General features: G+C 52.4%; 2 pseudogenes. One reads left to right on the top strand and one right to left on the bottom strand.

The window, feature by feature from the left end:
• Positions 1–20 precede the first annotated feature (20 nt).
• A pseudogene (locus HMPREF0693_RS19855) lies at positions 21–107 on the top strand (MobC family plasmid mobilization relaxosome protein); the annotation flags it as partial.
• Here the strand turns inward: HMPREF0693_RS19855 and HMPREF0693_RS19850 are convergent.
• A pseudogene (locus HMPREF0693_RS19850) lies at positions 75–227 on the bottom strand (phage integrase family protein); the annotation flags it as partial. The pseudogenes HMPREF0693_RS19855 and HMPREF0693_RS19850 overlap by 33 nt on opposite strands.

The raw sequence follows: 227 nt of genomic DNA, 5'->3' as shown, positions 1-227 counted from the left end.
TACCGATGAAACGAGAGAGGATGCTCACGATACGGGTTACTGATGATGAACATGCCCGGTTACTGGAACGTTGTGAGGGTAAACAACTGGCGGTATGGATGCGGCGGGACCAGAGAAAAATCACTCAGGGTCAATGCCAGCGCTTCGTTAATACAGATGTAGGTGTTCCACAGGGTAGCCAGCAGCATCCTGCGATGCAGATCCGGAACATAATGGTGCAGGGCGCT

This window comes from Proteus mirabilis ATCC 29906, from assembly GCF_000160755.1.
In the GTDB taxonomy this organism is placed as follows: Bacteria; Pseudomonadota; Gammaproteobacteria; order Enterobacterales; family Enterobacteriaceae; genus Proteus; species Proteus mirabilis.
Note: the sequence above shows the minus strand (reverse complement) of the source record. Positions and strands in the feature narration are given on the sequence as shown.